Origin of the sequence: Arthrobacter sp. YA7-1 (assembly GCF_025960325.1) — a bacterium.
Classification (GTDB): Bacteria; Actinomycetota; Actinomycetes; order Actinomycetales; family Micrococcaceae; genus Arthrobacter; species Arthrobacter bambusae_A.
Window position 1 is genome coordinate 3,292,198 of the sequence record NZ_CP110114.1, and the last position, 25,149, is coordinate 3,317,346.

Here is a 25,149-nt window from a genome sequence, read left to right on the forward strand (position 1 = left end):
CCTCCTTTGAGGCAACGCTATCAGGGTGCGCTCCTGTTGAGGCGCCAGACGGCGAGGGCAATCAATGCCAAGGCGATCACCGCGAGCATCGCGAAAGCGTAAGAACGAAGGGCCCACATCACGCTCAGGGCAACGCCCGCGGCACCCCACCACACGAACATCCGCTCGGCGAGGAGCAGCCCGGCAAGCAGTATCACCGCATGCCCGATGAGGACCCATAATTGCTGTGGCACAGTGCCCGGAAAGTCGCTGCCCGGGACTATCGAAAGGAAGCCGCCGAGGGACAACAGGCCCGAGGCGAGCCCGAACCTGAGGCGCCCCTCCTTTTCGTTCCCCACGTAATAGCGCACCCCTGCCAAAACGCCACCAAGGACCGCAAACCACTGCACCACCCAAAAGAGCTCGGGCCTGGCGCCATGGACGAAAAGAAGCGCCCGCTGGGCGGCCGCAAGCACCAACACCGCGCCCAGCTCTGCGACGGCGAACCTGATGACCCGGGTTGCCTCAAGGTAAGCCACAGCCAGTGCGGCGCAGAGCAGGCCGGTTCCGGCGAGGGCCGTGTCATCACGCGATAGGCCTGCGGCTGCGGACAAGGCAAGTCCCCCTCCAGCCACGATCGCAAGCGACCACCGGCGCACGGGCCGGGATCCCACGCCCGGGATCCCCGACCAGCGAGCCGCGTAGAGCAGGCCCGCCGCCCCGGCGCAACCCACGAGCCACGGCAGGAAGTCCGCCCATTGAGCCCCGACCAGGCCAGGAGCTCCACCGAGGACCGAATCGGCCAAGACCGTCGCACCGACCAGGCTCGAGGCGGAGGCAAGCGGGTAGAAGCCGGGCATTCCCTCGACGTGGGAGGCCAGGAAGCACACTAGTGCCAATACCAGTCCCGCCATTCCCATGGTGGTGTCCGACACCTCGGCGGACAGCACCCCTCCGGCGCCTGAGAAAGCCAGCGCCGCCGCCAGCCAGAACCAGCGCTCGGGGACGCCGCCTCCCGGGTGGAGCAGCAGCCGTACGCCAGTCACCAGGAGTGACATTGCGAGCAGCACCACGGGCACCACCGACTCTTTGAGCAGCGGCTCGGCAAGCCACGTCCCGGACGGAAAGCGCACCTCTGGTCCGGCTGACACCAGCACCGCAATCGACGCCGGAATGGCCAGATATTGAGCACCGCGGGCAGTGAAGATCAGGTTCGCGACGAAAGCGGAAACCACCAAGACAGCCAGCTCGAGCAGCAGGACCCAGCGGCCGCCGTCGTGGGCTTCCGGCTGAACCACGGACAAGAGGTACGTTGCCGGCAGCACGGCCTGAGCGCCGAGGGTCACCCAGACTGCCGCCTGTTGGAAGGGAATCTGCTGCAAGTGGTTCCGCATGAGCCAGCGGATGACGTGCTGCAGCACGAGGACGCCTGCGAAAGTCAGCGACACAACTGTGACGGAGGCCGAGACGTCGTGCGCCAAGACTGCGGCAACGGCGGCCGTGAGGATCCTGGCGGCGATGAAGTAGATGCCCTTCGCCGTGCGCCCGGGAGCCGTGGCCACCATGACGGCGCTGAACACTGCGAAGATGGCAAGGAACGCCTCGACCTCGTGAACGTGCCCGCCGCGAAGCAGCAACAGGAGCACCAACGTCGAAGGCGCGAAGACCGCGGAGGCGCCCTCTGCGCGCAGCATGAACCCGGCCGCGACCGCGGAGGCCGCCAGGATGATTGAGGCCGCCACCGCCTGCCAGCTTCCGGCCGAGGAGCCGTCGAAGTAGCTCCCGGAAATGCTCACGACGGCGGCCGCGCCTGCCATGAACGGCAGCACCACGGCTGCGTCGAGTGTCGCGAGGCCCCGGTCAGGGCCGCGGACCGCTTCCACAAGCGGCGGGAGCAGTTGGAGTGCCAACGCGACGAAGACGACGGTCCCAAGCTGAAGCTCCTCCCCCGCCAGAACCAGTCCGCCGCCGTCCCGCAGCAACTGCAGATAGCCTGAGCCTGCGAGCAGGGTGGCAAGCACACGGACGGCCCACCAATAGCCGCGGCGGTGCAGGGTACGCGGAAGGCGGAGCGCCTGGATGCCGAAGTACAGCACTGCAACGAGCAACACCGTGTTTCCCAACGCCACGGAGACTGCGCCGAAGGATAACGCCCCTGCCCAAGCAATAGCTGCCGGCGCAATGGACTCAGCCACTCTCCTGCGCCCAACGGGGAGGTCCAAAGCCTGCGGGAACAACGTCCAGCCAAGCAACGCAACACCAAGGACATGAATGACAATGGCCGCTCTCGTCAGGGCTGGGTCAGGCGCTTGCTCCAGCAAAAGCAGCAAAGCAATCGCAGCCATTCCCGCTCCGGCGAAGGCTGCGAGGCAAGCGCTCGGCGCGAACGTCGTGACACCCGAGCGGATCAGCACGGCTTCCAGCAGCAACTGGAACGTCACTGCGACAAGGAAGGCCAGCACGACGGCGCTATGACGGCCGGCACTCTCCGGCACTACCCCGGCGGTCACTGCCGGAACGCAGACAGTGAGCGCAATGCGCCCTGCCAACACAAAGAGCCTGCGCTTGGGCTCCATTGGCCCACTTGCCCGCAGCAGCCAGAACCCGCCGACGATGCCCAGCAGTGCCGCCGTCGGCCAACCGCCCAGCTCATCGACGAACGGGGCAGCGACCACAATCGCGGCGACAGGGAGCCACTCGGCTTGGCCTCCCAGCTTCCACGCCAGGACCAGGCTGCACAGAAGGGTCGCGAACAACGGGGTCCCCACGGGGGTCTCCGAATGCCGCACCAGGATGGCGAACGCCCCCATGAAAGCCGCCGCGAGTTGTAGTCCAAAGCACACCACGGCATCAATCCAACAGCGCCGGATCGCCTGGGCTGTGCCGGGCCACGGGAACCAACCGACGAGCCTACCGCTGTCGAATGCCGACCACAGCGACTGCAGGGCAAGGAGCACGACGGCGGCCAGCAGCACTTCAGGCAACCCAAGCCCGGCGTCTGAAAGGAACACGAGGAAGGCCACGGTGAATGAGAGCCTCGCGGCATAGAACTGTTGAAGCCGGAACGCGCCCCGGGGATGGACCGCCATCACGGCGAAATACAGGCCAGACGCCATCATGATGATCGCGTACTCGCCCTTGCCCAGATGCTGGGGCACGAAAGTGGCTGCGAGTGCAACGAACGGCACGACATAGGGGTGGAGGGACATCAATGGCCGGACATAGACCGGCGGCAGCCAGCGCGGTTTGCGCATGGCGATCAGGGTCAGGAGTACGGCGAATCCGATCAGGCAAGCGAAATACCAGACGAGCGCACCGCCCAGCATGGACACGCCGGACCACGCCGCGGAGACAACGAAGCTCAAGGACAGGAAGGCGAGGACCCTGTTGTCGAGCCGCACCGCGGCGACTACATAGGCCACGGTCCCGACAACGGATGTAACCAGCCAGGCGGCCGGGCCGTTATGCAACGCGAAGTTGTACATCGCCAGACCGGTCACCGGGATCAACGCAAGGCCCGTGCCCGCGAAAGCGATCGCGGCGGGCCGAAGCCTGGGAGCCCTCGCATGGAGGATGAAACCCGCCCCATAGAAGGCAGCCGTGATGGTCCAGACGCCCGCAAATCGGAGGACGGACGGAAGGCTGGTGCCGATGAACAGGGCCGCAGCCGCGACCAGCAGCAGGCTCGCCACGTACAGCGTGACGTTGATGTTCTGCCGATCCCGCTTCTGTTTCCGCGCCGCTTGCTCCGCACGCAGGGCCTCCGGCGAGATCTGTGCACGCTGCGGGATCTGGGCCGCTGGCGGGATCCGGGCATCTGGCGGGATCCGGGCAGCTTGCGGTATCTGCGGCAACCGCCAATGGATGGGGTGCAAGGGCTCAACGGGGACGGGTGCGAACGTTTGGCTGGGCTCCGGATGCGGCGGGCGGAAATCCCGTGGTTCCACAAGAGCAACTGTGCGGCGGGCCTCGGCGTCGCGCCACCCCGCCAGGTGCCCGGCCAGATAGCCGGCGCGATACTGCCCGGCGGAATCGTCAACCACCCGCTGTGCAGCCCTTTCGGAAAGCGAACGCCCCTTCGATTTCCCTACGGAGTAGGACACCAATGAGGTGACGAAGACAGCAAACAGAACGAGGATGGTGCCGAAGAAGCCAGACATTCCTGATCTCCTGTCCAGGGGCGACGAAGCGGCATGGGCTGCGGATCCGCAAATTTAAGGATCCACAATCCGCCATTAATCCATTCGATGGATGAACGATAGCAAAAAAGAACCCCGCCACGATAGTGACAGGGTTCTTTTTTGCTTTGCTACCGGACGCCAGGCGGCCGGTGCTCCACCGATCTACAAGTAGAAACTACTTGAGGATCTTGGTGACACGTCCCGAACCAACGGTGCGGCCACCTTCACGGATTGCGAAGCCGAGGCCCTCTTCCATAGCGATCGGCTGGATGAGCTCAACGGTCATCTCAGTGTTGTCGCCAGGCATAACCATTTCCGTGCCTTCCGGCAGGGTGATAACGCCGGTTACGTCCGTGGTACGGAAGTAGAACTGCGGGCGGTAGTTCGAGTAGAACGGGTTGTGACGTCCGCCTTCGTCCTTGGAAAGGATGTAGACGTTGGCCTCGAAGTCGGTGTGCGGGGTGATGGAACCCGGCTTGACGACAACCTGGCCACGCTCGACGTCGTCGCGCTTCAGACCGCGGAGCAGGAGGCCACAGTTCTCGCCGGCCCATGCTTCGTCGAGCTGCTTGTGGAACATCTCGATACCGGTAACGGTGGTCTTCTGGACCGGACGGATACCAACGATTTCAACTTCAGAGTTGATCGCGAGGGTACCGCGCTCGGCGCGACCCGTAACAACGGTGCCACGGCCGGTGATCGTGAAGACGTCTTCGATCGGCATCAGGAACGGCTTGTCGCGGTCACGAACGGGGTCCGGAACCGAGTTGTCGACAGCTTCCATGAGGTCCTCGACGGACTTGACCCAAACCGGGTCGCCTTCGAGTGCCTTGAGGCCGGAAACACGCACAACCGGAGCGTCGTCGCCGTCGAAGCCCTGAGCGCTGAGCAGCTCACGAACTTCCATTTCAACGAGGTCGAGAAGCTCTTCGTCGTCAACCATGTCGGACTTGTTCAGCGCGACCAGCAGGTAGGGAACACCAACCTGGCGGGCGAGCAGAACGTGCTCGCGGGTCTGAGCCATCGGGCCGTCAGTGGCGGCAACCACGAGGATCGCACCGTCCATCTGGGCAGCACCGGTGATCATGTTCTTGATGTAGTCAGCGTGACCCGGAGCGTCTACGTGTGCGTAGTGGCGCTTCTCGGTCTGGTACTCAACGTGGGAGATGTTGATGGTAATACCACGCTGGCGCTCTTCCGGAGCAGAGTCAATCGACGCGAAGTCGCGCTGCTCGTTGAGAGTGGGGTACTTGTCGTACAGCACCTTGGAAATGGCGGCAGTCAGCGTCGTCTTACCGTGGTCAACGTGACCAATGGTGCCGATGTTGACGTGCGGCTTAGTCCGCTCGAACTTTGCCTTTGCCACAGGTTCCTCCTAGAACGATTTCAAGTGAGTTGCTTCTCGGCCGCGCTTTTCGCGGCAGAAACTCCAGCAAGTCTACTTGGGGGCTTTGGATTTGGTGAAATTGCAGATTCAGGGACCAATGCCGGTACCTGGAGTCTGTTCGCGCAGGAGCCGGACTGCGGCCTGGGCTACAGCCCGGCGCCTGCACTGAATGCTTTCCCGGGAACGGGCCAGCATCCTGGTTTATCCGTCGGTGATTACTCGCCGCGGGTCTTCTGGATGATCTCGTCGGCAACTGCCTTCGGGACCTCGGCGTAGCTGTTGAACGTCATGGAGTACACAGCGCGGCCCTGGGTCTTCGAACGCAGGTCACCGATGTAGCCGAACATGCCGGACAGCGGAACGTGCGCACGGATCACCTTGACGCCAGCGGCATCTTCCATGGACTGCATCTGGCCACGGCGGGAGTTCAGGTCACCGATAACTTCACCCATGTATTCCTCAGGGGTGCGGACCTCAACATCCATCAGCGGTTCGAGCAGAACCGGGTTCGCCTTGCGTGCGGCTTCCTTGAAAGCCATACGGCCGGCGATCTTGAACGCCATTTCCGAGGAGTCAACATCGTGGTACGCGCCGTCAATCAGCGTGGCCTTGATGCCGACAACCGGGTAGCCGGCCAGAACGCCGTCGTTGAGTGCATCCTGGATGCCCGCGTCAACGGACGGGATGTACTCGCGGGGCACGCGGCCACCGGTGACCTTGTTCTCGAACGCGTAGAGCTCGCCGTCGGCGGTGTCCATCGGCTCGATGGCGATCTGGATCTTTGCGAACTGACCCGAACCACCGGTCTGCTTCTTGTGCGTGTAGTCGTGACGCTCTACAGCGCGCTTGATGGTTTCGCGGTAGGCAACCTGCGGCTTGCCGACGTTTGCCTCGACCTTGAATTCGCGGCGCATGCGGTCCACCAGGATGTCCAGGTGGAGCTCGCCCATGCCGGCGATGATGGTCTGGCCGGTGTCCTCGTTGAGGGAGACCTGGAAGGTCGGGTCCTCAGCGGAGAGCTTCTGGATGGCCGTGGAGAGCTTCTCCTGGTCACCCTTGGTGTTCGGCTCGATGGCAACCGAGATCACGGGCTCCGGGAAGCTCATGGACTCGAGGACGATCTGGTTGTTCGCGTCGCACAGGGTGTCGCCCGTGGTGGTGTCCTTCAGACCGATCGCTGCGTAGATGTGGCCAGCGGTAGCGCCTTCAACAGGCATTTCCTTGTTGGCGTGCATCTGGAACAGCTTGCCGATGCGCTCCTTCTTGCCCTTGGTGGAGTTGACCACCTGGGCGCCTGCTTCCACGTGACCGGAGTACACGCGGATGAAGGTGAGCTGGCCGAAGAAGGGGTGCGCCGCAATCTTGAACGCCAGGGCCGAGAACGGCTCTTCGGCGGAAGGCTTGCGGGTGAGCTCCTTCTCTTCGTCGCGCGGGTCGTGACCGACCATGGGCGGGACGTCGAGCGGGTTCGGCAGGAAGTCGACAACAGCATCCAGCATCGGCTGTACGCCGCGGTTCTTGAACGCAGAACCACAGAGAACCGGGTAGAGCTCGGAGTTGATGGTCATCTTGCGGATGCCGGCCTTGAGCTCCTCGACAGTGAGTTCTTCACCGTCGAGGTACTTCTCCATGAGTTCTTCGGAAGCCTCGGCAACAGTCTCAACGAGCTGCGCACGGTATTCCTCAGCCTTGGCCTGGAGATCGGCGGGGATCTCCTGGACCTCGTACTTGGCACCCATGGTGACATCACCCTTGGCATCGCCCGGCCACACCAGTGCGCGCATCTCAAGGAGATCCACGACGCCGATGAAGTCGTTCTCTGAACCGATCGGCAGCTGGAGAACCAGCGGCTTGGCGCCGAGGCGGCTGATGATGGTGTCTACGGTGAAGTAGAAGTCAGCGCCGAGCTTGTCCATCTTGTTGACGAAGCAGATACGCGGCACGTTGTACTTGTCGGCCTGGCGCCAAACAGTCTCGGACTGCGGCTCAACGCCTTCCTTGCCATCGAAGACAGCAACGGCGCCGTCGAGGACGCGCAGCGAGCGCTCGACCTCGACCGTGAAGTCCACGTGGCCCGGGGTGTCGATGATGTTGATCTGGTTCTTGTCCCAGAAGCAGGTCACGGCGGCAGACGTGATGGTGATGCCGCGTTCCTTTTCCTGTTCCATCCAGTCGGTCGTCGAAGCGCCGTCGTGCGTTTCGCCGATCTTGTGGTTCACACCCGTGTAGAACAGGATGCGCTCGGTGGTGGTGGTCTTGCCGGCATCGATGTGGGCCATGATGCCGATGTTGCGGACCTTGCTAAGGTCGGTAAGCACGTCCTGTGCCACGGTGTCTCCCTTTCGGATGGACTACACGTTCGCCGCCAGCTCAAGGAGCCGGCGGCGTACGGGAAGTTTTACCAGCGGTAGTGTGCGAAGGCCTTGTTCGACTCGGCCATCTTGTGGGTGTCTTCGCGACGCTTCACAGCGGCACCGAGACCGTTGGACGCATCCAGGATTTCGTTCTGGAGGCGCTCGGTCATCGTCTTCTCGCGGCGGGCCTTGGAGTAGCCGACCAGCCAGCGGAGAGCGAGGGCGGTGGAGCGGCCCGGCTTGACCTCAACGGGAACCTGGTAGGTTGCGCCACCGACACGGCGGGAGCGAACTTCGAGGGAAGGCTTGACGTTGTCCATTGCCTTCTTGAGGGCGGCGACGGGGTCGCCACCGGACTTGGCGCGTGCACCTTCGAGTGCGCCGTAAACGATGCGCTCTGCGGTGGACTTCTTGCCGTCGATCAGAACCTTGTTGATCAGCTGGGTGACCAACGGGGAACCGTAAACGGGATCGGAAACTAGCGGCCGCTTCGGGGCCGGACCCTTGCGAGGCATATTACTTCTTCTCCATCTTTGCGCCGTAGCGGCTGCGGGCCTGCTTGCGGTTCTTGACACCCTGGGTATCGAGGGCACCACGGACGATCTTGTAACGGACACCCGGGAGGTCCTTCACACGACCACCACGGACCAGCACGATGGAGTGCTCCTGGAGGTTGTGGCCAACACCGGGGATGTAGGCGGTAACTTCAACGCCACCGTTGAGGCGCACACGTGCAACCTTACGGAGAGCCGAGTTCGGCTTCTTCGGGGTGGTCGTGTAAACGCGGGTGCAAACACCGCGGCGCATCGGGCTGCCCTTAAGCGCGGGAGCCTTGGTCTTGGAGACCTTCGGCGTGCGGCCCTTGCGGACCAGCTGGTTAATCGTAGGCACTTTCGTGTTCTCCGTTGGTTGATCTCTGCTCCGCGCCCAGGCGTTGGCCTGTGTTTGCGTGAGAGCTTTGGCGTTGTCCATGCGGCCCTGGCCCGAAGACCCGGTGGGCGTGCAAAAGTGCGGCATTCGTTGCGCACGTAGCCCGCAACCCGGAAACAGGCTCCACCCAGCATCATGAGAACAAAACCGAAATGATGCTGCGGCGGCCTTCATCCACTGCCACACAGAACAATTACCAAAATTCTAGCATGGCTTGATCTAGAGCCTTAATCGGGTGTAAAGGAGCGAACCACGACGGCGGGTGCCGCCCGCCGTCGTCGGGCGCCAAACGGGAAGGACCCCGCACTCGCTGAGTACGGGGTCCTTACCTTGACTTGCACACTAAGAGCAGGGCGGCAGGGTCCCTACGTGGCGCGGAACGCGACACGAAAGGGGCCGCCCTGATCGGCGTCAGCGGAAGTCGTTGCCGAGATCGTAGTCATCCAGCGGGATGGCGTGGAACTCGGGAGCTCCGTCGCCGCCCAGGGCGTCGTACGAGAAGTCGGTGAAGGCGCTGGGGCCCGTGAACAGGCTTGCCTTTGCTTCTTCAGTCGGCTCCACGGTGACCTCGGTGTAACGGGGCAGGCCCGTACCGGCAGGGATGAGCTTACCGATGATGACGTTCTCCTTGAGGCCAAGCAGCGGGTCGCTCTTGCCTTCCATGGCCGCCTGCGTCAGAACGCGGGTGGTCTCTTGGAAGGAAGCAGCCGACAGCCAGGACTCGGTTGCCAGAGATGCCTTGGTGATACCCATCAGTTCCGGACGACCGGAAGCCGGGGTACGGCCCTCGGACACCACGCGACGGTTCTCGTCCTCGAAGCGGCTGCGCTCAGCGAGCTCACCCGGAAGCAGATCCGAGTCGCCGGATTCGATGACGGTCACGCGGCGCAGCATCTGACGGACGATGACTTCCACGTGCTTGTCGTGGATGCCGATGCCCTGGCTGCGGTAAACGCCCTGGACCTCGTCCACCAGGAACTTCTGGGCGGCACGCGGACCCATGATGCGCAGAACCTGCTTCGGGTCCACAGGACCGTTGATCAGCTTCTGGCCGACGCTGACGTGCTCGCCATCCTCGATGAGGAGGCGGGAACGGCGCAGCACCGGGTAGGCGATCTCCTCGGAACCATCGTCCGGGGTGATGATGAGGCGCATCTGGCGCTCGGACTCTTCGATGGCGATGCGGCCGGCTGCTTCAGCAATCGGTGCGACACCCTTCGGAGTACGGGCTTCAAAGAGCTCCTGGATACGGGGCAGACCCTGGGTGATATCGTCGCCACCGCTGGCAGAAACAGCACCACCGGTGTGGAACGTACGCATGGTCAGCTGGGTACCGGGTTCACCGATGGACTGTGCGGCGATGATGCCGACGGCCTCTCCGATGTCCACGGTCTTGCCGGTGGCCAGCGAACGGCCGTAGCAGAGCGCACAGGTACCGACCTTGGACTCACACGTGAGCACGGAACGGACCTTGACCTCGGTGATGCCGGCTGCGAGCAGCTCGGCAATGACGACGTCGCCGCAGTCGGTGCCGGCAGCTGCCAGCACCGCACCCTTGGAGTCGACGACGTCGACGGCGAGGGTACGTGCGTAGGCGCTGTTCTCGACGTTCTCGTCAAGGACCAGCTCGCCGTTGGAGTCCGGCACGGCGATCGCGGTCATGAGACCACGCTCGGTGCCACAGTCCTCTTCACGGACGATGACGTCCTGCGAAACGTCCACCAGACGACGGGTCAGGTAACCCGAGTTGGCGGTACGCAGCGCGGTGTCGGCCAGGCCCTTACGGGCACCGTGCGTGGCGATGAAGTATTCCAGCACCGACAGGCCCTCGCGGTACGAGGACTTGATCGGACGCGGGATGATCTCACCCTTCGGGTTGGCCACAAGACCACGGATACCCGCGATCTGGCGGACCTGCATCCAGTTACCACGTGCACCGGAGGACACCATGCGGTTGATGGTGTTCATCGGGGACAGGCTGTCACGCATCGCCTGGGCGATTTCGTTGGTGGCCTTGTTCCAGATCTCGATCAGTTCCTGGCGACGCTCGTCGTCGTCGATCAGGCCCTTGTCGTACTGGCCCTGGATCTTGGCAGCCATGGTCTCGTAACCGGCCAGGATGGCCGGCTTGGAGGTAGGCACCTCGATGTCGGAGATTGCCACGGTGACGCCCGAGCGGGTTGCCCAGTAGAAACCGGCATCCTTCAGGTTGTCCAGCGTTGCGGCCGTGACAACCTTCGGGTAGCGCTCTGCGAGGTCGTTGACGATCCGGGAAAGCTCGCCCTTGTCTGCGACAGCCTCAACCCACGGGTAGTCCTCCGGCAGGGTCTCGTTGAAGAGAACCTGGCCGAGGGAGGTCTGGACCAGTGCGGTCTGACCCGGCTCCCAACCTTCCGGAGCTTCCCAGCCCGCGTAAGGGACAAAGCCCTCAAGGCGGATCTTGACCTGGGAGTTCAGGTGCAGCTCGCGGGAGTCGTAGGCCATGATGGCTTCCGAAACCGAGGAGAAGATACGGCCTTCGCCTGCGGAACCAACGCGCTTGGTGGTCAGGTGGTACAGACCGATGATCATGTCCTGCGAAGGCAGGGTCACCGGACGGCCATCGGACGGCTTCAAGATGTTGTTGGAGGACAGCATCAGGATGCGGGCTTCAGCCTGCGCTTCGGGGCTCAGCGGCAGGTGGACTGCCATCTGGTCGCCGTCGAAGTCGGCGTTGAAGGCGCCACAAACCAGCGGGTGAAGCTGGATGGCCTTGCCTTCAACAAGCTGCGGCTCGAATGCCTGGATGCCGAGGCGGTGCAGGGTAGGTGCACGGTTGAGCAGCACCGGGTGTTCGGTGATGATCTCTTCCAGCACGTCCCAGACCTGCGGGCGGTAACGCTCGACCATGCGCTTTGCCGACTTGATGTTCTGGGCGTGGTTGAGGTCAACCAGTCGCTTCATCACGAACGGCTTGAAGAGCTCCAGGGCCATCTGCTTGGGCAGACCACACTGGTGCAGCTTCAGCTGCGGGCCGACGACGATGACCGAACGGCCGGAGTAGTCGACGCGCTTGCCGAGCAGGTTCTGGCGGAAACGGCCCTGCTTGCCCTTGAGCATGTCGCTCAGGGACTTCAGCGGACGGTTGCCCGGACCCGTGACGGGACGGCCGCGGCGGCCGTTGTCGAAGAGGCTGTCAACAGCTTCCTGAAGCATGCGCTTCTCGTTGTTGACGATGATCTCCGGAGCACCGAGGTCAAGCAGTCGCTTGAGTCGGTTGTTGCGGTTGATCACACGGCGGTAGAGGTCGTTGAGGTCGGAGGTCGCGAAGCGGCCACCGTCCAGCTGGACCATCGGGCGCAGTTCCGGCGGGATCACCGGGACGGCGTCCAGCACCATGCCAAGCGGGCTGTTGTTGGTGGTCAGGAATGCGTTGACAACCTTCAGGCGCTTGAGGGCACGGGTCTTGCGCTGGCCCTTGCCGTTCTGGATGGTGTCGCGCAGGGACTCCGACTCTGCCTGCATGTCGAAGTTCTCAAGACGCTTCTTGATGGCTTCGGCACCCATGGAGCCTTCGAAGTACATGCCGTAGCGGTCGCGCAGTTCGCGGTACAGGCCTTCGTCACCTTCGAGGTCGGCGACCTTGAGGTTCTTGAAACGGTCCCAGACCTGCTCGAGGCGCTCGATCTCAGCATCCGCGCGCTTGCGGACGTTGGCCATCTGGCGGTCCGCGGAATCGCGGGCCTTCTTCTTGTCCGCAGCCTTGGCGCCTTCACCCTCGAGGCGGGCAAGCTCGTCCTCAAGGTCGCGGGCAATCGTGGCGATGTCGCTGTCGCGGTTGTCGACGAGCTGCTTCTTCTCGAGGTCGTGCTCCACCTGGAGGTTCGGCAGTTCCGCGTGGCGGCTCTCGGTGTCGACGCTCGTGATCATGTAGGCAGCGAAGTAGATGACCTTTTCGAGGTCCTTCGGTGCCAGGTCAAGGAGGTAGCCCAAACGGGACGGAACACCCTTGAAGTACCAGATGTGCGTGACGGGAGCGGCCAGCTCGATGTGGCCCATGCGCTCGCGGCGCACCTTGGCGCGAGTGACTTCAACGCCACAACGCTCGCAGATGATGCCCTTGAAGCGCACGCGCTTGTACTTGCCGCAGTAGCACTCCCAGTCCCGGGACGGGCCGAAGATCTTCTCGCAGAAGAGGCCGTCCTTCTCGGGCTTGAGCGTGCGGTAGTTGATGGTTTCCGGCTTCTTGACCTCACCGTAAGACCAGCCGCGGATGTCTTCCGCGGTGGCGAGGCCGATCTGCATGAGGCCGAAGGAGGATTCGCTGGACATATGGTCCCTGTTCTCTCTTGTTCTCTAAATTCTGAAGTCTTGGGTTTACGGAAAGAGGCAGCTGCCTTGGCTGGCGGTCTGCACCGCCAGCCAGAGCTGCTGTTTAGACCTCTTCTACGGAGCTGGGCTCTGCGCGAGACAGATCAATGCCCAGTTCTTCCGCAGCCGTAAAGACTGCGTCATCAGAGTCACGCATTTCGATCGTCGTACCGTCGGTGGAAAGGACTTCCACGTTCAGGCACAGCGACTGCATTTCCTTGATCAAGACCTTGAAGGATTCCGGAACGCCAGGCTCGGGGATGTTCTCGCCCTTGACGATGGCTTCGTAGACCTTCACACGGCCGTGGATATCGTCCGACTTGATCGTCAGCAGTTCCTGGAGGGTGTAGGCAGCGCCGTATGCTTCGAGCGCCCACACTTCCATTTCACCGAAGCGCTGGCCACCGAACTGTGCCTTACCACCCAGCGGCTGCTGCGTGATCATGGAGTACGGGCCGGTGGAGCGCGCGTGGATCTTGTCGTCCACCAGGTGGTGGAGCTTCAGGATGTACATGTAGCCCACGGAGATCGGGTCCGGGAACGGCTCGCCGGAGCGGCCGTCGAACAGACGGGTCTTGCCGGAGGAGTCGATCAGGCGGTCGCCGTCGCGGGTCACGTTGGTGGAATCCAGCAGACCTGTGATTTCCTCTTCGCGTGCACCGTCGAACACCGGGGTGGCAACGGTCGTCTGGCCGGATTCGCGAGGCAGGTTCGGGAGGTTCTTGACCCACTCCGGCTCGCCTTCAATCTTCCAACCGGTCTTCGCAACCCAACCGAGGTGCGTTTCAAGCACCTGGCCGACGTTCATGCGGCCCGGAACACCCAGCGGGTTCAGGACGATGTCCACCGGCGTACCGTCGGCAAGGAACGGCATGTCTTCGATCGGGAGGATCTTGGAAATGACACCCTTGTTACCGTGGCGGCCGGCGAGCTTGTCGCCGTCGGTGATCTTGCGCTTGGCAGCAACGTAGACGCGGACCAGCTGGTTGACGCCAGGGGGCAGCTCGTCGTCGTTGTCGCGGTCGAAGACGCGCACGCCGATGACCGTGCCGGACTCACCGTGGGGAACCTTCAGGGAGGTGTCACGCACTTCGCGGGACTTCTCGCCGAAGATCGCACGGAGGAGGCGCTCTTCCGGAGTCAGTTCGGTTTCACCCTTCGGGGTGACCTTTCCGACCAGGATGTCGCCGGCTTCAACCTCGGCACCGATGTGGATGATGCCGCGCTCGTCCAGTCCTGCGAGGACTTCCTCGGACACGTTGGGGATGTCACGGGTGATTTCCTCGGCACCAAGCTTGGTGTCGCGGGCATCGATCTCGTGCTCCTCGATGTGGATGGAAGAAAGAACGTCCTCAGCGACGATGCGCTGCGACAGGATGATGGCGTCCTCGAAGTTGTGGCCTTCCCAGGACATGAATGCCACGAGGAGGTTCTTGCCGAGGGCGAGTTCACCCTGGTCCGTTGCCGGGCCGTCAGCGATGATGCCGCCGACTTCGAGTCGCTGGCCTTCGTTGACCAGGACACGGTGGTTGTAGCAGTTGCCCTGGTTTGAACGCGCGAACTTGTTGATGCGGTAGCTGGTTTCCGTGCCGTCGTCGTTGAGCATGGTGACGAGGTCAGCGGAAACTTCGTTGACGACACCGGCCTTCTTCGCGATGACAACGTCACCGGCGTCGACGGCGGCGGCGCGCTCCATGCCGGTACCCACGAACGGGGCCTCGGAACGGACCAGCGGCACAGCCTGGCGCTGCATGTTGGCACCCATGAGTGCGCGGTTTGCATCGTCATGCTCAAGGAACGGAATCAGAGCGGTAGCTACGGACACCATCTGGCGCGGGGAAACGTCCATGAACTGGACTTCGCCGGCCGGAACCAGGACGGGCTCGCCTCCACCACCACGGGCACGGACGAGCACGGTTTCTTCCGCGAACTTCTTGTCTGCATCCAGAGGCGCGTTGGCCTGCGCAATCAGAACCTCGGCTTCGTCGTCGGCGGTGAGGTACTGGACCTCATCGGAAACAACGCCCTCGGACACCAGGCGGTACGGAGTCTCGATGAAACCGAACGGGTTGATGCGGCCGTAGGAAGCCAGCGAACCGATCAGACCGATGTTCGGGCCTTCAGGAGTTTCGATGGGGCACATACGTCCGTAGTGGGACGGGTGAACGTCTCGAACTTCCATGCCTGCGCGGTCACGGGACAGACCACCCGGGCCAAGGGCCGACAGGCGGCGCTTGTGGGTCAGACCCGACAACGGGTTGTTCTGGTCCATGAACTGCGACAGCTGGGAGGTTCCGAAGAACTCCTTGATGGCTGCCACGACGGGGCGGATGTTGATCAGGGTCTGCGGCGTGATCGCTTCGACGTCCTGCGTGGTCATGCGTTCGCGGACGACGCGCTCCATGCGGGACAGGCCGGTGCGGACCTGGTTTTCGATCAGTTCGCCGACGGCGCGGATGCGACGGTTGCCGAAGTGGTCGATGTCATCGATCTCGACGCGGAGCTCGTGGTCTTCGCCATCGCGCTTGCCCATGAGGGTCTTCTCGCCGGCGTGAAGCGCGACGAGGAACTTGATCATGGCCACGATGTCTTCAACGTGCAGGACCGAAGCTTCCTTGTCGCCAAGGGAGCGGTCGATGCCGAGCTTGCGGTTGATCTTGTAACGGCCAACCTTCGCCAGGTCGTAGCGCTTGGCATTGAAGTACAGGTTGTCCAGCAGGGACTGGGCAGCCTCGACGGTGGGCGGCTCGCCCGGACGCAGCTTGCGGTAGATGTCCAGCAGGGCGTCTTCGCGGGTTTCGGTAGCGTCCTTCTCCAGCGTTGCGCGCATGGAGTCGTACTGGCCGAACTCTTCGAGGATCTGGCCTTCGGTCCAGCCAAGGGCCTTCAGCAGAACGGTGACCGACTGCTTGCGCTTGCGGTCGAGGCGGACGCCGACCTGGTCGCGCTTGTCGATTTCGAGCTCGAACCATGCACCGCGGGACGGGATGATCTTTGCAGTGAAGATGTCCTTGTCACTGGTCTTGTCGGCGGTGCGCTCAAAGTAGGCGCCCGGCGAACGGACCAGCTGGGAGACGACGACACGCTCGGTGCCGTTGACAACGAACGTTCCCTTCTCGGTCATGAGAGGGAAATCGCCCATGAACACGGTCTGCTGCTTGATTTCACCCGTGTTGTTGTTCATGAACTCGGCCTTGACATACAGCGGTGCCGAGTAAGTGGCGTCACGGTCTTTGCATTCGGCCATGGTGTACTTCGGATCAGCGAACTCCGGCTCGGAGAAGCTCAGGGACATAGTGCCCTGGAAGTCCTCGATGGGGGAGATCTCTTCGAAGATGTCGGCAAGTCCAGAGGTGGTGGCGACGCTCAGGTCGCCTTCCTCGACGGCCTTTGCAACCCGCGACTGCCAGCGTTCGTTTCCGACCAGCCAGTCAAAGCTGTCTGTCTGCAGTGCAAGCAGATTCGGAACGTCCAGCGGTTCGTGAATCTTTGCGAATGAGAGCCGGCGAGTTGCACCATCGGTGCTTGCCGTATTAGCGGTTTCGTTATTAGAGGTGCTCGAGGCGACCAAGAGGGATCCTTCCACAGACCTTCAGGCGTTTTCAGATCTCCCCCGCTTGCACCCTGCAGATTGAATCCGCAGTGTACCTTTCCGGTTCCGCTATATGACCCGGGACCCCCGCTGGCCAAGACCATGCTCGTTCTAAACGGCACGTCGATGGCGCAGCTGAGAGGTAAAGCCCACCGCTATATGAAGGCTGAAGGTTAACAGGGAAGACGCAAATATCCACAATACGGCAAATCAACCCACCTGTCTACCCCACATCTCGCCTGAATGCAAGCACCGTTGCTGCAGGCACCTATGCGGGCAGGGTGGGTGGAATGTTGTCCCGGGCTCCATCGTTGAATGGAGAGGTGATGTACCCCACGGTAACCTAGGCTCACCACCCTTGATCGGAAGAGAGAAAATGAGCACCCCCTCAGAAACAGCGGACAACAACAACGACGTTGTCATCCTTTCCGCCAGCCGTACCCCACAGGGACGGTTGAACGGGCAACTGGCCGGGTTCACCGCCGTCGAGCTCGGTGCTCACGCCATTTCAGGCGCCATTGCGGCAAGCGGACTCACTGCGGACCAAGTGGACGCAGTGATTATGGGGCAGGTCCTGCAGGCCGGCGCCGGCCAGAACCCGGCGCGGCAAAGCGCCATCGCCGCCGGAATCGGCTGGAACATCCCGGCGGTGACCATCAACAAGGTATGCCTCTCCGGACTCACTGCCGTGATCGATGCCGCTCGCATGATCCGCAGCGGCGACGCCGCCGTCGTGGTTGCCGGCGGCCAGGAATCGATGAGCCGCGCACCCCACCTGCTGCCCGGTTCGAGGCAAGGGTGGAGCTACGGCGCGATCCAGGCACTCGACGTCGCGGCCCATGACGGCCTCACGGACGCGTTCGACGGCCAGTCCATGGGCCTGTCCACCGAAATCAAGAACCTCTCGCTCGGCATCGACCGCCGGTCCCAGGATGAAGTGGCCGCCGCTTCGCACCAGCGTGCGGCCGCGGCTGCCGGGCAAGGAGTGTTCGACGGCGAGATCACGCCCATCAGCGTCAAGCAGCGCAAGGGGGAACCCTTGGTGCTGACAAGCGACGAAGGCGTCCGTCCCCAGACCACGCTCGAGACCCTCGCCCCTTTGAAGGGCGCCTTTGCGACCGACGGAACCATCACCGCGGGCAACTCCTCTCCCCTGTCCGACGGCGCCTCCGCACTCGTGCTCACGAGCCGGCGCTTCGCCGAGGAGAACGGCCTGGAATACCTTGCCGTCGTCGGGAAACCCGGCCAAGTAGCGGGACCTGACAACAGCCTGCATTCGCAGCCTTCCAACGCGATACGGCATGCGCTGGACCGGGCGGGGTGGACAACGGCCGACCTCGACTTCATCGAGATCAACGAAGCCTTCGGTTCGGTGGCGGTGCAGTCCTTGAAGGATCTGGACTATCCCTTGGAGAAGTGCAATATCCATGGCGGTGCAATTGCGATCGGGCACCCGATTGGGGCCTCAGGAGCGCGGCTTGCCCTTCATGCGGCCCACGAGTTGAAGCGCCGCGGCACGGGCAAAGCGGCGGTGGCACTTTGTGGTGGCGGCGGCCAGGGCGAAGCCCTGCTTCTCTACCGCGACTAGTTATTCGGTGAGTTCCGAAGCGGGAAGAGCCATGAACGGAAAGGGTGCATGAATGCGGGGCACTGAGCGATTCCTCGCCGACGCGGCCAACCGCGGACTTGGGGTCCACCTCGTGGAGCGGGCGGCGGCAAGCAGCCTTGAGGACGCGGCCCGCATCATGGGGATCACACCGGCGGACATCGTGAAGTCGCTTGTGGTCAAGCACCGGGATGGCACGTTCCTTTTCGCGTTGGTTCCGGGTGACCGGCAAATCTCCTGGCCCAAGTTGCGCGCCCTCCTGGGCGTCAACAAGCTGTCCATGCCCTCCGCCGAGGTCGCCTTCGAGGCAACCGGCTATGAGCGCGGCACCATCACGCCGCTGGGAAGTACGACGCCTTGGCCGGTTTATGCCGATGCCAGCATCACGGGACGCCGGATCTCCATGGGCGCAGGCGAACACGGATTCAGCGCGTTCGTCAACGCCGACGAACTGGCCGCTGCGCTGGAGGCCGTCGTCGCCGACATCAGCGACCCGATCTGAGCCTTCCAACAAACGCAGGGCGGGGTCACTTACGGCCCATCCGACAGCCCCCTATGGGCCGTAAGTGACCCCGCGTTGTTCTTGAAATGCAGGAAGCCCCGTCCGGACGAATCCGGACGGGGCTTCCTGAAAAGCCGAGTTACTTGACAGTAACCGTGGCGCCGGCAGCTTCGAGCTGCTCCTTGGCCTTCTCAGCGGCTTCCTTGGTGGCGCCTTCGAGAACAGCCTTCGGTGCACCGTCAACCAGGTCCTTGGCTTCCTTGAGGCCGAGGGAGGTGATGGCGCGAACTTCCTTGATCACTGCGATCTTCTTGTCACCGGCAGCTTCGAGGACGACATCGAATTCAGTCTTCTCTTCGGCCTCTTCAGCAGCAGCGCCACCGGCAGGGCCGGCGACTGCAACAGCAGCAGCGGTAACTTCGAAGGTCTCTTCGAAGAGCTTGACGAACTCGGAGAGCTCGATGATGGTCAGTTCCTTGAAAGCTTCAATGAGCTCTTCGTTGCTGAGCTTCGCCATGTTTGGCGTCCTTCCTTTAGGTGGTGCAGCCAAGGACGTCGTCCGTTACTGCACCGCAGTTTGAGTGGGGGAGAACTTAGTTCTCTTCGGTTGCTGCGTCAGCGGCTTCAGCCGGAGCGGCAGCCTCTTCCGCAGCAGCCTCGGCGGGAGCCTCTTCGGCAGCCGGTGCTTCTTCAGCGGCCGGTGCTACAGCGCCGCCCTCTTCTTCAAGCTTGAGGCGCAGAGCGTCAATGATGCGTGCAGCAGCGGCAGCAGGTGCCTTGAGGATGCCTGCAACCTTGGCGAGCTGCAGCTCACGGGACTCGAGGGCTGCCAGTGCGGCAACCTCTGCTGCGTTCAGTGCCTTGCCTTCGAAGTAGCCGGTCTTGATGACCAGCTGCTTGTTGGCCTTGGCAAAGTCCGTCAGGCTCTTGGCGGCAGCAACCGCGTCACCCTTGATGAATGCGATTGCAGTGGGGCCGGCGAGCTGACCGTCGAATGCTTCGACACCAGCTTCCTTGGCTGCAATGGCGGTCAGGGTGTTCTTGACGACCGAGAACTTGGTGTCCAGGCCGAGAGAAACACGCAGCTGCTTGAGCTGTGCAACAGAGAGCCCGCGGTATTCGGTCAGGACAGCGGCGTTCGATTCCTTGAAATCGTTGGTGATCTCAGCTACTGCGGAGATCTTGCTTGGCGTTGCCATAACCCTCCTTCCGGGGAATAAAGCCGGTCTTCCGGGTCCCCGCTCAAAAGAGCTGCAACTAAAAAACGCCCCGCGCAGATGCACGGGGCTTGGCTCGACACAATCCTACGATCGTGGAGATTTGCTTCGTTCACCTGCGCCGGCCGCCCTTTGTCAGGGTCCTTCGTCTAGGAAACCACTTGGTTCTTCCGCACATAGCTACAGAGTTGAGCTCTGCGCGGAGGAGTGGATTCCCATCAACCGACGGTCTTTGGTAGTTCAAGCTTACGGGACGGGCAAGTGCATCGCCAAATCGCGCCGGTTCACTCGGACGAGGTGACCCTCGGGCCCATGTTCGGCAGTTCCTTCTGCCACAGACCGGTGACCCCGGCGGTGGTGAACCCCAATTGCTTGTTGACGGTCAGCAGGTATCGGTTTTCGGGAGCGTTCCAGGTGTAGATCACCCGGGCGTCGGGGAACTGTTCGCTGAGGCGCTGCATATTGGCGACCTTGATGAGGAGTCCCAGCTTGTTTCCCCGGTGCTCCTGCAGGACGATCGTGTCGTCCTGGAAGACGACATCCTGGCGTTGTGCCAGCACGCCGATGGTGGTCAGCCCGACGATCCGCCCGCTGGCGACGTGCTCGACGGCGGTGACCACCGTTCGGCGCCCCTGCGCGACGGCGGCGTCTTCCGCCTGGCGCAACACACCGGCGTCGAACACCAACTGCTGTTGCTCGGCTTCCGCAGCGTCATTGCCTTCGGACACCACTTCCCCGGCCGCGTTCTCCAGCGCGGCCACGGCTTCGAGCCACTGTTGAGGGCAACGGTCGGTCCAGTGGTGGACCCGGTAACGGCCGGCGTTCGCGGCCTCGGCTTCGGCCTCGAGTTCGGCAACAAGCTTTGAATCAAGCGGGAGCGCGCAGGAACTGAATTGTTCGATGTGCTGGAGGGTGTAGCCGGTTCGCCGGGCAAAATCGACCTCGCGGCTGGCCAAAGGAACGAAGCCCAGGCCGCTGCCAGGCACGAGCTGGCCCTCCGCACCGCCGCGCAGGGACTCGGCAGGGTGGTTGGTGTCCACCATGATCATCGTCCGGCCCTCGCTTCTGGCGAAATGTTCGGCAGCTTCCAGAAGCTGCCGTCCGACGCCCCTGCGCTGGAATTCAGGGAGGATGTCCAAGGTGAACTCGGCGAGGTCCATGTTGTCGGCAAGCGGCAGCGCGATGTCCACGGTGCCGACAATGCGCCCGTCAACGCGGGCCACGAGAATGACCTGGCGTTCGTAAGGATCGCCGAGTTCGAGCAGCTTTTCCAACGGGGTGTAAGCGAGATCGTCCGTGCCCCAGATCTGCATGCGGACCCGGCGGCTGACTTCGACGGCGGCAAGGAAGTCCTTCGCGTCATCGGCGTCAAGGGAATCAGGGATCCAGAGTTGGCCGATCTCCACCGTGCTCGTCATTTGATCCTCTTTTGCCATTCGCCGTCGTATCCCGCCGGTTTGAAGCCGAGCTGTACGTTGATGGACAGCATATGTTCGTTTTCCTCGGCGTTAAAAGTCATGACGCGCTCGACTTCCGGATATTCCTTTTGAAGCCTGCGCAGATTGGCCAGTTTGACGAGCATTCCCAGTCCGTGGCCGCGGTGAGGCCTTGCCACCAAAGTGTCGTCTTGTTCGGCCACCCGCGGCTTCGCGGGATCACAGTAGATCACGGTGTACGCGACGAGCTCCCCCGTCCACCGATGCTGCGCAGCGGCCACAAGGGCAGCCCGTCCCCCGGCAAGCGTCGTGTCCTCGAGTTGCCTGACCCGGTCAGCATCCCAGGCCTCTGCCTCGATCTCAAGGCCTCCCGCCGGCGTATCCGTGCTCATTCGGCCCATCAGCCCGGCCAAGTGGTCCACGCATTCGCCGGGGCAACGGTTCGTCCAGGCAAGGACCGCGTAATCGGGGTCGGCTTTGGCATGCGCCGCAAGCTCCAGCCGTGTCCACCCCGCGGTATGGTCCATGTCCAGCGTGCTGAATCTGCTGGCCTGTTCCAAGGCATATCCATTCTTGAGGCAGAAGGCTGCTCCCGGCCCGTCCTCGGGTACTCCCCCGGGTGCCGCGGCTGCGCCTGCGGGGCCGATCGGGTGTTCGGTGTGCGCCTGAAGGACGCGCCTCCCCCGGGCCTCCGCAACCTCCTCGACGGTGCGGAGCAATGCGGTTCCGATTCCACGCCGGCGGTACGCATCCAGGACATCTACGTGGAGCCACGCGGCATGGACGTTATCCGTGAGTGGAACGAAGCAGGAGGCGCGCCCGATGATGCGTCCGTCAACCCGGCCGAAGAAATTCCTCGACGCCTCGTATGGGGTATCGCGCCATCCCGCGAGCCGGACTTGCGCAGAGAGTGCCCTGTCCAAGCTTCCCCAAGTTTCCTGCACCATGGCGTCCATCACGGAAGAGAGCTCCCGGAATTCCTTGCTGTCCGGCCCATTCAGGGAGTCCGGCAGGTTGAGCTCATGGATGCTGAAATCCGGAAGCCGGCCTGTCATGCCCTCAGCCTAACGAGCGGCCGCCACCAGCGATAGGTGCCGGTCGCATACGACGAAAGGACCGCCCGGCGAATGCCGGACGGTCCTTTCAGAGTCGATGCTCCCGGTGGCTTACGCCTCGGTGAGGACCTTGGTGACGTTGGGGTCAACCGAGATGCCCGGGCCGAACGTGGTGGCGACCGTAGCCTTCTGGATGTAACGGCCCTTGGAAGCGGACGGCTTCAGGCGGAGCACCTCTTCCAGGGCGGCTGCGTAGTTCTCGGCCAGCTTCAGTTCGTCGAAGGAAACCTTGCCGATGATGAAGTGCAGGTTCGAGTGCTTGTCGACGCGGAAGTCGATCTTGCCACCCTTGATGTCGTTGACGGCCTTGGTGACGTCTGCGGTCACGGTGCCGGTCTTCGGGTTCGGCATGAGGTTACGCGGGCCGAGGACCTTACCGAGGCGGCCAACCTTGCCCATGAGGTCAGGGGTTGCCACTGCGGCGTCGAAGTCGGTCCAGCCGGCTGCGATCTTTTCGATCAGGTCATCGGAGCCAACGAAGTCGGCGCCTGCAGCGATTGCTGCTTCTGCCTTGTCGCCCGTTGCGAAAACCAGGACGCGGGCAGTCTTACCCGTGCCGTGCGGCAGGTTGACGGTGCCGCGGACCATCTGGTCGGCCTTGCGCGGGTCAACGCCCAAACGGAAAGCGACCTCAACGGTGGCGTCGAACTTGGACGGGTTGGTGTCCTTGGCGAGCTTGATGGCCTCGAACGGGGCGTAGAACTTGTCTGCCTCGATCTTGGCTGCGGCTGCCTCATATGCTTTGCTGCGCTTTGCCATGCTGCTTATTCTCCTTGTGCAGTTGTGGTCTGCGGACCGCGCTGGGCCCTGCCACAGTTGGGGATCCGGCGTGGATCTCCAACATTTTCAATGTTTCAATGGTGCCGGTTTCCCGGCGGTGCGCTCCGGCGTCGTCAGTTTCCCGAACAGACGCCATGAAGCGGTGAGGGGAATTAACCCTCGACGGTATCTAATTGTCGAAAGTCTCCGGGACTCACTTCCGGCGAGTGCTTCGTTCCTCAGCCCTCACCGTCCGTTCATTCCTCGACTATTCGACAGTGATGCCCATGGAGCGTGCGGTGCCGGCAATGATCTTGGCAGCGCCCTCAAGGCTGGTGGCGTTGAGGTCTTCTATCTTGGTGGTGGCGATCTCGTTGACCTGTGCCTGGGTCAGCTTGGCAACCTTGACGGTGTGCGGCGTGGCCGAACCCTTTGCAACGCCTGCAGCCTTCTTGATGAGCTCTGCAGCCGGCGGGGTCTTGGTGATGAAGGTGAAGGAACGGTCTTCGTAGACCGTGATTTCAACCGGGATAACGTTTCCGCGCTGGGCTTCCGTTGCAGCGTTGTACGCCTTGCAGAATTCCATGATGTTGACACCGTGCTGGCCAAGCGCAGGACCGATCGGCGGGGCCGGGTTGGCGGCACCTGCCTGGATCTGCAGCTTGATGAGGCCGGTGACCTTCTTCTTGGGAGCCAATGTAGGTCCTTCTCTCAATAACTTCCTAGGACACAGGAGCGTGCCTCAGGTTGATGGCCGCCATGGCAAGGCGGCCGGCCGCTCCGTGGCTGCTAAGCGGGCAACCGCGGGGCGAAATTCTTGGATCAACTAGATCTTGGTGACCTGGTTGAATGCGAGGGTAACCGGGGTTTCGCGTTCGAAGATCGACACCAGGACCACAAGCGTCTGGGAATCCATCTTGATCTCCGAGATCGTGGCGGGAAGGGTCTCGAACGGGCCTTCCTTGACGATGACGGACTCGCCAACTTCGAAGTCGATGTCGACGGGCGTCTGGTGCTGCTTGTTGACCGGCTTGCCCTTTTCGGCCTGCTGCTCTTCGAAGACCGGAGCCAGCATCGAAAAGACCTCGTCGAGGCGAAGCGGGACCGGGTTGTGTGCGTTGCCCACGAATCCGGTGACACCGGGGGTGTGGCGGACGGCGCCCCAGGACGCGTCAGTCAGGTCCATGCGAACGAGGACGTAACCCGGAATGCGTACGCGGTTGATGATCTTGCGCTGGGCGTTCTTGATCTCAACGACTTCTTCCATGGGCACCTGGATCTCGAAGATGTAATCTTCCATGTCCAGGGTCTGGATGCGGGTCTCAAGGTTGGCCTTGACGCGGTTTTCGTAGCCGGCGTAGGAGTGGATGACGTACCAGTCACCCTCCTGGCGGCGAAGCTTGGCCTTGAACTCCTCAGCGGGGTCCGCGGGCGCTACGGCTGCAGCGGCGGCCAGGGCGTCGGCGTCGGACGCATCGGAGTCGTCGTCGTCTGCAGACTCGTCGGCCTCGGACTCATCTTGGTCGGCGTCGTCGACGTCGGCAGTTTCGGGCGCAGCAGAATCGACCTCGGATCCTTCCACAGCGTCAGCCGTGGCGTGGGCCGTGCTTTCAGCGGGCCCATCCAGCTCAGTCTCAGTTACCTCGAGCTCCTGCTCAGACACTTGGTCTCCTGCTTCCTCATTGCCTAACATGCCTATTTAAATGGCTCAATTCCGCAAACCCTGCGAAATCCCTTGATT

The 25,149-nt window shown here is 62.7% G+C and carries 16 protein-coding genes; 2 read left to right on the forward strand and 14 right to left on the reverse strand.

What is annotated here, in order from left to right:
- Positions 1 to 20: 20 nt before the first annotated feature.
- The 7 genes from OIT41_RS15445 to rpoB all read right to left on the reverse strand — a co-directional run bounded on the left by OIT41_RS15445 (position 21) and on the right by rpoB (position 16,752).
- Entirely contained in the window at positions 21 to 4,139 is a 4,119-nt protein-coding gene (locus tag OIT41_RS15445; RefSeq protein WP_264636750.1) for a hypothetical protein, read from the reverse strand.
- Positions 4,140 to 4,335: 196 nt separating this feature from the next.
- A complete protein-coding gene (gene tuf, locus OIT41_RS15450; protein ID WP_028265109.1) occupies positions 4,336 to 5,526 on the reverse strand; it encodes an elongation factor Tu in 1,191 nt (396 codons plus the stop codon).
- Between the two features lie 236 nt (positions 5,527 to 5,762).
- A complete protein-coding gene (gene fusA / locus OIT41_RS15455) occupies positions 5,763 to 7,877 on the reverse strand; it encodes an elongation factor G (protein ID WP_078108088.1) in 2,115 nt (704 codons plus the stop codon).
- A gap of 68 nt (positions 7,878 to 7,945) precedes the next feature.
- Positions 7,946 to 8,416 (reverse strand): 30S ribosomal protein S7, encoded by a 471-nt coding sequence (rpsG, locus tag OIT41_RS15460; protein WP_059387355.1) that lies wholly within the window; start codon positions 8,414 to 8,416, stop codon positions 7,946 to 7,948.
- Position 8,417: 1 nt separating this feature from the next.
- Positions 8,418 to 8,792 (reverse strand): 30S ribosomal protein S12, encoded by a 375-nt coding sequence (gene rpsL / locus OIT41_RS15465; protein WP_009358312.1) that lies wholly within the window; start codon positions 8,790 to 8,792, stop codon positions 8,418 to 8,420.
- A gap of 450 nt (positions 8,793 to 9,242) precedes the next feature.
- A complete protein-coding gene (locus OIT41_RS15470) occupies positions 9,243 to 13,142 on the reverse strand; it encodes a DNA-directed RNA polymerase subunit beta' (RefSeq protein ID WP_078108087.1) in 3,900 nt (1,299 codons plus the stop codon).
- Between the two features lie 103 nt (positions 13,143 to 13,245).
- The gene (rpoB, locus tag OIT41_RS15475; RefSeq protein WP_078108119.1) at positions 13,246 to 16,752 is read right to left on the reverse strand and encodes a DNA-directed RNA polymerase subunit beta; all 3,507 of its coding nucleotides are present in this window, start codon (positions 16,750 to 16,752) and stop codon (positions 13,246 to 13,248) included.
- A 397-nt stretch (positions 16,753 to 17,149) separates the two neighbouring features.
- Here rpoB and OIT41_RS15480 point away from each other — a divergent pair, with 397 nt between their 5' ends.
- Positions 17,150 to 18,361, forward strand: coding sequence for an acetyl-CoA C-acetyltransferase (locus OIT41_RS15480; protein WP_241707090.1), 1,212 nt, complete (start codon positions 17,150 to 17,152; stop codon positions 18,359 to 18,361).
- A gap of 52 nt (positions 18,362 to 18,413) precedes the next feature.
- Entirely contained in the window at positions 18,414 to 18,881 is a 468-nt protein-coding gene (locus OIT41_RS15485) for an aminoacyl-tRNA deacylase (protein WP_241707089.1), read from the forward strand.
- Positions 18,882 to 19,020: 139 nt separating this feature from the next.
- Here the strand turns inward: OIT41_RS15485 and rplL are convergent, their stop codons facing one another.
- The 7 genes from rplL to nusG all read right to left on the reverse strand — a co-directional run bounded on the left by rplL (position 19,021) and on the right by nusG (position 25,071).
- Entirely contained in the window at positions 19,021 to 19,398 is a 378-nt protein-coding gene (gene rplL, locus OIT41_RS15490; RefSeq protein WP_059387353.1) for a 50S ribosomal protein L7/L12, read from the reverse strand.
- Between the two features lie 76 nt (positions 19,399 to 19,474).
- Positions 19,475 to 20,080 (reverse strand): 50S ribosomal protein L10, encoded by a 606-nt coding sequence (rplJ, locus tag OIT41_RS15495; protein WP_264636751.1) that lies wholly within the window; start codon positions 20,078 to 20,080, stop codon positions 19,475 to 19,477.
- A gap of 302 nt (positions 20,081 to 20,382) precedes the next feature.
- A complete protein-coding gene (locus OIT41_RS15500) occupies positions 20,383 to 21,534 on the reverse strand; it encodes a GNAT family N-acetyltransferase (RefSeq protein WP_372489595.1) in 1,152 nt (383 codons plus the stop codon).
- Positions 21,513 to 22,589: a GNAT family N-acetyltransferase gene (locus OIT41_RS15505; RefSeq protein ID WP_264636752.1), complete on the reverse strand. Its 1,077-nt coding sequence runs from the start codon at positions 22,587 to 22,589 to the stop codon at positions 21,513 to 21,515. Before OIT41_RS15505 ends, OIT41_RS15500 begins: the two co-directional genes overlap by 22 nt.
- A 111-nt stretch (positions 22,590 to 22,700) precedes the next feature.
- Positions 22,701 to 23,408, reverse strand: a complete 708-nt coding sequence (rplA, locus tag OIT41_RS15510; protein ID WP_028265118.1) for a 50S ribosomal protein L1 — start codon at positions 23,406 to 23,408, stop codon at positions 22,701 to 22,703.
- A 268-nt stretch (positions 23,409 to 23,676) separates the two neighbouring features.
- Positions 23,677 to 24,105 (reverse strand): 50S ribosomal protein L11, encoded by a 429-nt coding sequence (gene rplK, locus OIT41_RS15515; RefSeq protein WP_264636753.1) that lies wholly within the window; start codon positions 24,103 to 24,105, stop codon positions 23,677 to 23,679.
- A 129-nt stretch (positions 24,106 to 24,234) separates the two neighbouring features.
- A complete protein-coding gene (gene nusG, locus OIT41_RS15520) occupies positions 24,235 to 25,071 on the reverse strand; it encodes a transcription termination/antitermination protein NusG (RefSeq protein WP_241707086.1) in 837 nt (278 codons plus the stop codon).
- Positions 25,072 to 25,149 lie beyond the last annotated feature (78 nt).

Bases quoted from the DNA above. Each gene is read 5' to 3' on its own strand.
- rplL (WP_059387353.1), bottom strand. From the start codon at position 19,398: ATGGCGAAGCTCAGCAACGAAGAGCTCATTGAAGCTTTCAAGGAACTG.
- OIT41_RS15480 (WP_241707090.1), top strand. From the start codon at position 17,150: ATGAGCACCCCCTCAGAAACAGCGGACAACAACAACGACGTTGTCATC.
- OIT41_RS15445 (WP_264636750.1), bottom strand. From the start codon at position 4,139: ATGTCTGGCTTCTTCGGCACCATCCTCGTTCTGTTTGCTGTCTTCGTC.
- rpsG (WP_059387355.1), bottom strand. From the start codon at position 8,416: ATGCCTCGCAAGGGTCCGGCCCCGAAGCGGCCGCTAGTTTCCGATCCC.
- OIT41_RS15500 (WP_372489595.1), bottom strand. From the start codon at position 21,534: ATGGCAAAAGAGGATCAAATGACGAGCACGGTGGAGATCGGCCAACTC.
- OIT41_RS15505 (WP_264636752.1), bottom strand. From the start codon at position 22,589: ATGACAGGCCGGCTTCCGGATTTCAGCATCCATGAGCTCAACCTGCCG.
- OIT41_RS15470 (WP_078108087.1), bottom strand. From the start codon at position 13,142: ATGTCCAGCGAATCCTCCTTCGGCCTCATGCAGATCGGCCTCGCCACC.
- OIT41_RS15485 (WP_241707089.1), top strand. From the start codon at position 18,414: ATGCGGGGCACTGAGCGATTCCTCGCCGACGCGGCCAACCGCGGACTT.
- rplA (WP_028265118.1), bottom strand. From the start codon at position 23,408: ATGGCAAAGCGCAGCAAAGCATATGAGGCAGCCGCAGCCAAGATCGAG.
- rplJ (WP_264636751.1), bottom strand. From the start codon at position 20,080: ATGGCAACGCCAAGCAAGATCTCCGCAGTAGCTGAGATCACCAACGAT.